The 7715-nt window shown below is 34.3% G+C and carries 7 protein-coding genes; 2 read left to right on the plus strand and 5 right to left on the minus strand.

Features of this window, described 5'->3' with window-relative positions:
* Positions 1–4 precede the first annotated feature (4 nt).
* On the minus strand, positions 5–1759 hold the full coding sequence (locus FF52_RS20660) for an ABC transporter ATP-binding protein (protein WP_008468660.1): 1755 nt from the start codon (positions 1757–1759) through the stop codon (positions 5–7).
* Between the two features lie 150 nt (positions 1760–1909).
* A complete protein-coding gene (truA, locus tag FF52_RS20665) occupies positions 1910–2644 on the minus strand; it encodes a tRNA pseudouridine(38-40) synthase TruA (RefSeq protein WP_008468662.1) in 735 nt (244 codons plus the stop codon).
* A gap of 281 nt (positions 2645–2925) precedes the next feature.
* Here truA and FF52_RS20670 point away from each other — a divergent pair, with 281 nt between their 5' ends.
* Positions 2926–3420 (plus strand): metallophosphoesterase family protein, encoded by a 495-nt coding sequence (locus FF52_RS20670; protein WP_008468664.1) that lies wholly within the window; start codon positions 2926–2928, stop codon positions 3418–3420.
* Here the strand turns inward: FF52_RS20670 and FF52_RS20675 are convergent, their stop codons facing one another.
* From FF52_RS20675 to FF52_RS20685, 3 genes are all read right to left on the minus strand, one after another.
* A complete protein-coding gene (locus FF52_RS20675; RefSeq protein ID WP_008468666.1) occupies positions 3421–4335 on the minus strand; it encodes a sensor histidine kinase in 915 nt (304 codons plus the stop codon). It abuts the gene before it with no gap.
* A gap of 11 nt (positions 4336–4346) precedes the next feature.
* On the minus strand, positions 4347–5006 hold the full coding sequence (locus FF52_RS20680) for a response regulator transcription factor (protein ID WP_008468668.1): 660 nt from the start codon (positions 5004–5006) through the stop codon (positions 4347–4349).
* 148 nt (positions 5007–5154) lie between these two features.
* Positions 5155–5565: a DUF4293 domain-containing protein gene (locus FF52_RS20685; RefSeq protein WP_008468670.1), complete on the minus strand. Its 411-nt coding sequence runs from the start codon at positions 5563–5565 to the stop codon at positions 5155–5157.
* A 181-nt stretch (positions 5566–5746) separates the two neighbouring features.
* On the opposite strand from FF52_RS20685, the gene rho reads away from it, so the two are divergent.
* Positions 5747–7582: a transcription termination factor Rho gene (gene rho / locus FF52_RS20690; RefSeq protein ID WP_008468672.1), complete on the plus strand. Its 1836-nt coding sequence runs from the start codon at positions 5747–5749 to the stop codon at positions 7580–7582.
* The last annotated feature ends 133 nt before the right edge of the window (positions 7583–7715 follow it).

Below are 7715 nucleotides of genomic sequence, written 5' to 3' on the forward strand. Positions count from 1 at the left end.
TGACTTAGTTCGCCACAGCAAACTGCGAGTCATATAAATTTTTATAGTAACCATCAGTTTTAAGTAATAATTCCTGATGCGTTCCTTGTTCAACAATCAATCCCTTATCCATCACCACAATTTTATCTGCATTTACAATTGTTGCTAGTCTATGTGCAATAATAATAGAAGTTCTTCCTTTTGTAATCGTCTCCGTTGCACGCTGAATCATTTCTTCTGAATACGTATCGATAGAAGAAGTGGCTTCATCCAAAATCAAAATACTCGGATTACTCACATACGAACGTAAAAAAGCAATAAGCTGGCGCTGACCAGAAGAAAGCATGACACCTCGCTCTTTTACATCAAAATCATAATTATCTGGTAGGCTCATAATAAAATCATGAACACCAATTTTCTTTGCCGCATCAATTACCTTATCTCTAGTAATTGCTGGATTATGCAAGGTAATATTATTATAAATCGTATCGGCAAACAAAAATACATCTTGCAAAACGACTGCAATTTGTTTTCTTAAAGAAGCCAAAGTATAATTTTCAATATTTTCTCCGTCAATGCAGATTGTACCGCTGTTGATTTCGTAAAAGCGATTCAATAAATTAATGATAGTCGATTTTCCGGCACCTGTTGAACCTACAATAGCTACAGTCTGTCCAGATGAAACCGACAAATCAATTCCTTTTATAACTTCTTCTTCGGGAATATAGCTAAAACGAACATCCTTAAATTCGATGCTTCCGTTAAAAACAGGCGCTTCGATCGTTCCTGTATCTTGAATATGATCTTGCGTATCGATAATATCAAAAACACGATTGGCTGCAATCATTCCCAATTGCATCTCATTAAATTTATCCGCAATTTGTCTTAACGGATTAAATAGCATTCCGATAAACATCGTGTAAGAGAATAAATCACCAAAAGTTGTAAAATGATCCCCGTTCAAAATTCTAAAACCGCCATAAACCACAACCAAACCTAAAGTAATAGACGAAATAATATCGGCGATAGGGAAGAAGATGGAGTTGTATAAAATAGTCTTAATCCAAGCAACTCTATGTTTGTTATTGATTTCTTTAAAATTTTCGGCTTCGATTTTTTCGCGGTTAAAAAGCTGCACGATTTTCATTCCCGTTACGCGTTCCTGTACAAACGAGTTCATGTTGGCAATCTGAGTTCGCACTTCTTCAAAAGCCACTTGCATTTTGCGTTGAAAAATTCTCGTTACATAAACCAAAATTGGCATCGCAATTACGACAATCCAAGTCAGTTTCCAGTTCATGTAAAACATAAAAATCAAAACCACAACCATTTTCATCAAGTCGCTTATAATCATAAACAAACCTTGACTGAAAATACGAGCAATCGATTCAATATCCGAAACAGCACGGGTAACCAATTGTCCAACCGGAACCAAATCAAAATACTTCATTCTAAAACTTAGAATATGCTGAAAAAGTTTGGTTCTAATATCTTTTACAATGTCTTGACCGAGCCAGTTTGCCCAATACACAAAGTAAAACTGAGAAAAAACCTCCATAAGCAAAACCACTCCCATCAGAATGATGTATAGCAGCAATCCCATTTTATCATGAGTTTTGATGTAACCGTCTACTGTTTCTTTAAGTAAATAAGGACGAAGCGCGGCAAAAATAGACAGCGAAATGGCAAAAATAATTACGCCGTAATAGCGCCATTTATAAGGGCGGGTATATTTTAAAATTCGTTTGAATAATCCTGTGTCGAATGCTTTTGCTTTCATTTATTTTAGGAGCTGTTTCCTGCTTTCCGTTACAAGTTTTTCTCAAAAATATGTTTTTGTTTAATTTTTATAAAGCTTCCGTTGGTCGCTTCATAAAAATTACAAAAACTATATTTTTTTCAAAAAAGCTTTTCACTGCAATCAGGGCTATTAAATGTAATCGTAATAAATATTGGTTAAATATAAACCATGTGCTGGGACAGAAAACCCTGCTTTTTCTCTGTTTTTGCTGGCAATAATGTTTTCAAAATCTGCCAGTGTGATTTTGTGTAATCCTATATTAATCAAAGTTCCCACAATGGAGCGAACCATATTTCTTAAAAACCGATTTGCCGAAATGGTAAAAATCAGTTTTCCGTTTTCTTGTTTCCAGAACGCCTCAAAAATCGTGCAATCAAATGTGTTGACATCAGTATTAACTTTTGAAAAACACTGAAAATCGGTATGCTTCAATAATAATTGTGCCGCATCATTCATTAAACCTACATCAAGTTTCTGCGTCACATACCAGCTCAATTCCTGTAAAAAAGGATTCTTAACCGTATTGATATGATATTCATACGTTCGTTTAGTTGCGTCAAATCGGCAATGCGCATCATCGTGAACTGGTAAAATATCAAAAATCGCAATGTCTTTTGGTAAATACGAATTCAGTTTATAAACCAAAACCGGAATGTCTAAAGTCTTTTCTGTGTCAAAATGCCCAAACATTTCACTCGCATGCACACCAGTATCCGTTCTTCCAGCACCCATAATACTGATAGTTTCATTTAATAAAACTGAAAAAGCCTTATTTAAAGTTTCCTGAACTGAAGAAGCATTTGGCTGAATCTGCCAGCCATGATAATGTGTTCCGTTGTAAGCGAATTGAATAAAATATCTCACTGTTGAGGTTCAAAGGTTCAAAGGCACAAAGGTATGAAAAAAAGCTTCTAAGATGCTAAGGTGCTAAGGTGCTAAGTTTTTTCTTTTTTTGGTGACAAAGTTGCAAAGGTTCAGAGCTAAAAAGGTTTTTTTTGTAATTTCTATCTGCAGAGACTGCAGTGCGTCTTTCGTTCTGTTTAAAATTTAGTTATTGAGTAATCTGACGTTAGACACACCACAGTACGTCTCTCCAGAAAAAAACTTAGTATCTTAGCATCTCATAATCTTAGCCTCTTAAAAAAATGACCAAAATCCTCTTACTTTCCGATACTCACAGTCACATCGATGATACAATTTTAAAATATGTTGCTCAAGCCGATGAAGTCTGGCATGCTGGAGATATTGGAGATCTGAGTGTTACGGATACTATAAAAAAGCTAAAACCACTAAGAGCAGTTTATGGAAATATTGACGATGCGAAAGCTAGGTTAGAATTTCCATTAAATAACCGTTTTTCATGTGAAAATGTATCGGTTTGGATTACGCACATTGGAGGTTATCCTGGGAAATACAATCAGAATGTTAGGGAAGAACTAGGGCTGAATCCTCCAAAATTATTTATCTGTGGGCATTCGCATATTCTGAAAGTCATGTTTGATAAAAAGAACAATTTATTGCATATGAATCCGGGTGCGGCTGGAAAAAGCGGTTTTCATAAAGTAAGAACCATGCTTCGATTTGTGATCGACGATGATAAAATAAAAGATTTAGAGATTATTGAAATAGGAGCCAAGTAATTAATGTGGCAGCGGAATCTGAATTTTTATTTTAGTTCCCTGATTTTCTTTTGAAACAATTGATAATGAGCCTTTATATTTTTTAATTCTGGCCCTAATTCTGTTTAAGCCAAAACCTTCAGCATCTTTTAGTTTTTGAGTTTTAAAGCCAATTCCGTCATCATAGATACGCAAGACCAATTGATTTTCTTTTTCAGTAAGATAAAGTTTTGCTTTTTTGGCGTTGCTATGTTTTGTGATGTTGCTGAATAATTCGCTGACAATAAAGTAAATTTTCATTTCAAATTTCTCAGCATATCTTCTGCTGGTTGGAATAAAACTCGAAAATTCAAATTCAATAGCAGAATTGGAGTTTTTTTCGCATAAATCTTCTAAAGAATATATCAGTCCAAAACGTACCAATAGTGATGGAACAAGATCATGAGACATATCTCTTAAAAGTTCATGAGCTTCAGATAAAATGGCTTTTGCCTTTTGTATTTCATCAGATTTTATATCGTTCTGAGCTGTAAATGTATTTAAATGCAATCCAGCTGAGGATAATAACGAATTAATATTGTCATGCAGAAAAGAAGCAATTTTCTTGTGTTCTGCTTCTTGAGAATCAATGCCAGAATTGATGATATCTAGAAGAATTTTCTGTTTGGTGTCTTTTCGTTTTATTTTTTGCTTAAGCTTATTGTTTTGGTATAGGAAATAAAACAAAAGAAAAATGATAACGGTAAGTATAATAGATAAGCTGACGATTTTCTTATTTCGCAACTGTTCCGATTTGCTAACGGGCTTAATTGTTGTTTTATTATCAACTTGAGTTTGAAGAGTCTTTGCATTTGCAATATCTTTTGGCTGTGCAAGACTAGTTGCTTTAACAGCAAAAAATAATTGCAAAGAGATAAAAAAACGAAAAACAGACATAAAAGCAATTGTTAAGGATTGATCAGATTGTTTTTAAGGGCATATTTCACTAGGCCGATTGTACTTTTAATATTCAGCTTTTTCATGATGTTTTTGCGATGCGTTTCGACGGTATGCGAACTAATAAAAAGCTTTTCACTTATTTCTTTTCCGCTATACTCCAAAGCAATCAGAATAATGATTTCAATTTCACGTGGACTTAAGATCGGATTTTCTATAATCACATTATGATTCAGTTTTGGACTGTCCATAAAGGAGTTGAAGATTTTTTCTCTGACCGCGTCGCTAAAATATTCCTGACCTTGATAAACGGCTTCAACCGCTTCAATAATATTTTCTCCAGCGCAATTTTTTGTCAGATAGCCTTTTGCGCCTAGTTTCATTACTTCTTTAATGATTTTTAAATCATCATAGCTAGATAAAATAATGACTTTACAAGGCAGTTGTTTTTCTTTAAATTCTTTAAGGGTTTCAATGCCATCTTTTTTCGGCATGCTGATGTCTAAAATTAAAACATCGGCGAGGTCTTTCACAACATCATCATAGACAGTTGTGCCGTCTAGTGAAGTTCCTGCCACTTCAAAGTTTGAAACGGTTTGAAGTAAGTTGGACAATCCATCAATTAAGACCTGATGATCGTCTGCAAGATGAATCCTTATTTTTGGTGTCATGATAAATTTGAATTTGAAAAATGCAAATTTATCACGTAAAAGCAGTATTATAGTGCCCTTTAGGTTTGATTTATAACATTATAGGGTAAAAAAAACCCGAATAAAAATTCGGGTTTTTCTTCGCACAAAATAAACTAAGTTTATAGGTTTACCTCAAACGATCAACAGATTTTACAAGATCTTCGTCCTTTTTGATGGCCTTATTAGCTAAAACTAATAACACGATAGCAACAATCGGCATGAACATCCCAATACCTTTCTCAGAGACCTCAGTCCCTCCAGATAAATTTAGTGATCGATATACAAATAATCCTAATAAAATTAAATTTAATATTATATTAAGTCTGTTTAGCACAAACTGATTTTGTCTCTTTTTAAATGAAATGATACTGATAATACTAAGCATAGTCGTCAAACCTAATAAAACAGTATAAAGCTGATCCTGCATAAAAAAGAATGGTTTTCCTGCACTAGTTGTCCAAAGCGGAACAAAAAGCATTAAAATGCCAGTTGCAGCAAAAGCTAAAAATAAATATACAGTCTGAATTCTTTGTATCATGGTCTAAAAATGTTTTACAAAAATATATTTTCTTTTTTTAAAATACTATTGTATGATAAAATTTTATTCGTATTATTGCATCATAATACCGTAAGCACTTCATACTGCGGTCAATTCAAATTAATTATCTACCTATTCTTTTTACAGTATTCCTTAAAATAATTAAATTCATAGAACATTCATGTTTGATATTTCTGCATTAAAAGAAATGAAGCTTTCTGAGCTTCAAGAAATAGCTAAGTTAGCTAAAACAATAAAGATTACGGGTGTCAAAAAAGAGACTTTAATTAGTCAGATTTTAGCACACCAAGAAGCATCTCTTGCGCCGACAGAAACTCCAAAAACTGAAGCAGCAGAAACTAAAGAAGAGAAACCAAAACGCGCTAGAATTGCACCAGCCAAAGCAAAAGCAGCAAATACCAAAAATGCACCTGTTTTAGAATTTGATAAAGTAGAGGAAACTGTTCAAAATAAAGAAACTGCAGAAAAAGTAAAGCCAATTGCAGAAACGGCGATAGAAGCAGTACAGGAAAATAAGCCTGCGGCAGGAAAAAAAGAACCTAAAGCAGTAAAATTCAATAAACAGGCATACGAGAAAAAAGTAGCACTTAAAAAAGAGAAAGAGGTAGTAAAAGAAGTAGCATCTGAAGAAGTTACAGATTTAACTCCATCAGAACCAATTTCTGAGCCAACAGCAGAAACAGCTGAAAAAACTACACAAACCCCTGCAAAAAAGGTTAATCCGAATCAGAATAAAAATCAGAACCAGAACCAGAATCAAAACCCGAATCAGAACCAAAATCAAAACGGGAATGGCAATGGAAACGGAAACCACAATAACCAAAATCCTAATCATAAGAATAAAAAGAATAACAATAATTTCAGAGATTCTGATTTTGAATTTGACGGAATTATTGAAAGTGAAGGCGTTCTAGAAATGATGCCAGACGGGTACGGATTTTTACGTTCATCAGATTATAATTATTTAGCTTCTCCAGACGATATTTATTTGTCAACTTCACAAATCAGATTGTTTGGTTTGAAAACTGGAGATACAGTAAAAGGAGTGGTTCGCCCTCCAAAAGAAGGTGAGAAATTTTTTCCTTTGGTTCGTGTATTAAAAATCAATGGTCACGATCCGCAAGTAGTTCGCGATAGAGTTTCTTTTGAACACTTGACACCGGTTTTCCCTTCAGAAAAATTCAAACTTGCCGAAAAAGGCAGTTCTATTTCAACAAGAATTATAGACTTGTTTTCACCAATAGGTAAAGGTCAGCGTGGTATGATCGTTGCGCAGCCTAAAACGGGTAAAACAATGCTTCTTAAGGATATTGCAAATGCAATTGCAGCCAACCATCCAGAGGTTTATTTAATTGTTCTTCTTATCGATGAGCGTCCAGAGGAGGTTACCGATATGCAAAGAAGTGTTCGTGGTGAAGTTATTGCTTCAACTTTCGATAGAGAACCGCAAGAACACGTAAAAATCGCTAACATTGTATTAGAAAAAGCAAAACGTTTAGTAGAATGCGGTCACGATGTTGTGATTCTATTGGATTCTATTACACGTTTAGCAAGAGCTTACAACACCGTTCAGCCTGCATCTGGGAAAGTATTAAGTGGAGGTGTTGATGCCAATGCATTACAAAAACCAAAACGTTTCTTTGGAGCGGCCAGAAATGTAGAAAACGGCGGATCTTTAAGTATCATCGCAACTGCATTAACAGAAACTGGTTCTAAAATGGATGAGGTTATCTTCGAAGAGTTTAAAGGAACTGGAAACATGGAACTTCAATTAGACCGTAAGATAGCCAATAAACGTATTTTCCCTGCAATCGATCTTACTTCTTCAAGTACACGTCGTGACGACTTATTATTAGACGAGAAAACATTACAAAGAATGTGGATTATGCGTAAATATCTGTCAGATATGAACCCAGTAGAATCTATGGATTTTGTAAATGATCGTTTCAAGAAAACGAAGAATAACGAGGAGTTTTTGATTTCGATGAATGACTAGAAGAAGGGGCAAAGGTTCAAAGTAACAAAGTGACAAAGTTTTTTCTTTAGGTATATATAAAATAAAAAAGGATGAGTTTTAACTCATCCTTTTTTATTGGTACAATTAGAACCTTTGTTACTTTGTTACTTTG

It is taken from the genome of Flavobacterium sp. F52, assembly GCF_000278705.1.
GTDB lineage: Bacteria > Bacteroidota > Bacteroidia > Flavobacteriales > Flavobacteriaceae > Flavobacterium > Flavobacterium anhuiense.

What these genes read in the sequence shown, in the direction of transcription:
- FF52_RS20660 (WP_008468660.1), bottom strand. Translation starts at nt 1,759, where the DNA reads ATGAAAGCAAAAGCATTCGACACAGGATTATTCAAACGAATTTTAAAA.
- FF52_RS20675 (WP_008468666.1), bottom strand. Translation starts at nt 4,335, where the DNA reads ATGTCTGTTTTTCGTTTTTTTATCTCTTTGCAATTATTTTTTGCTGTT.
- FF52_RS20670 (WP_008468664.1), top strand. Translation starts at nt 2,926, where the DNA reads ATGACCAAAATCCTCTTACTTTCCGATACTCACAGTCACATCGATGAT.
- rho (WP_008468672.1), top strand. Translation starts at nt 5,747, where the DNA reads ATGTTTGATATTTCTGCATTAAAAGAAATGAAGCTTTCTGAGCTTCAA.
- FF52_RS20685 (WP_008468670.1), bottom strand. Translation starts at nt 5,565, where the DNA reads ATGATACAAAGAATTCAGACTGTATATTTATTTTTAGCTTTTGCTGCA.
- FF52_RS20680 (WP_008468668.1), bottom strand. Translation starts at nt 5,006, where the DNA reads ATGACACCAAAAATAAGGATTCATCTTGCAGACGATCATCAGGTCTTA.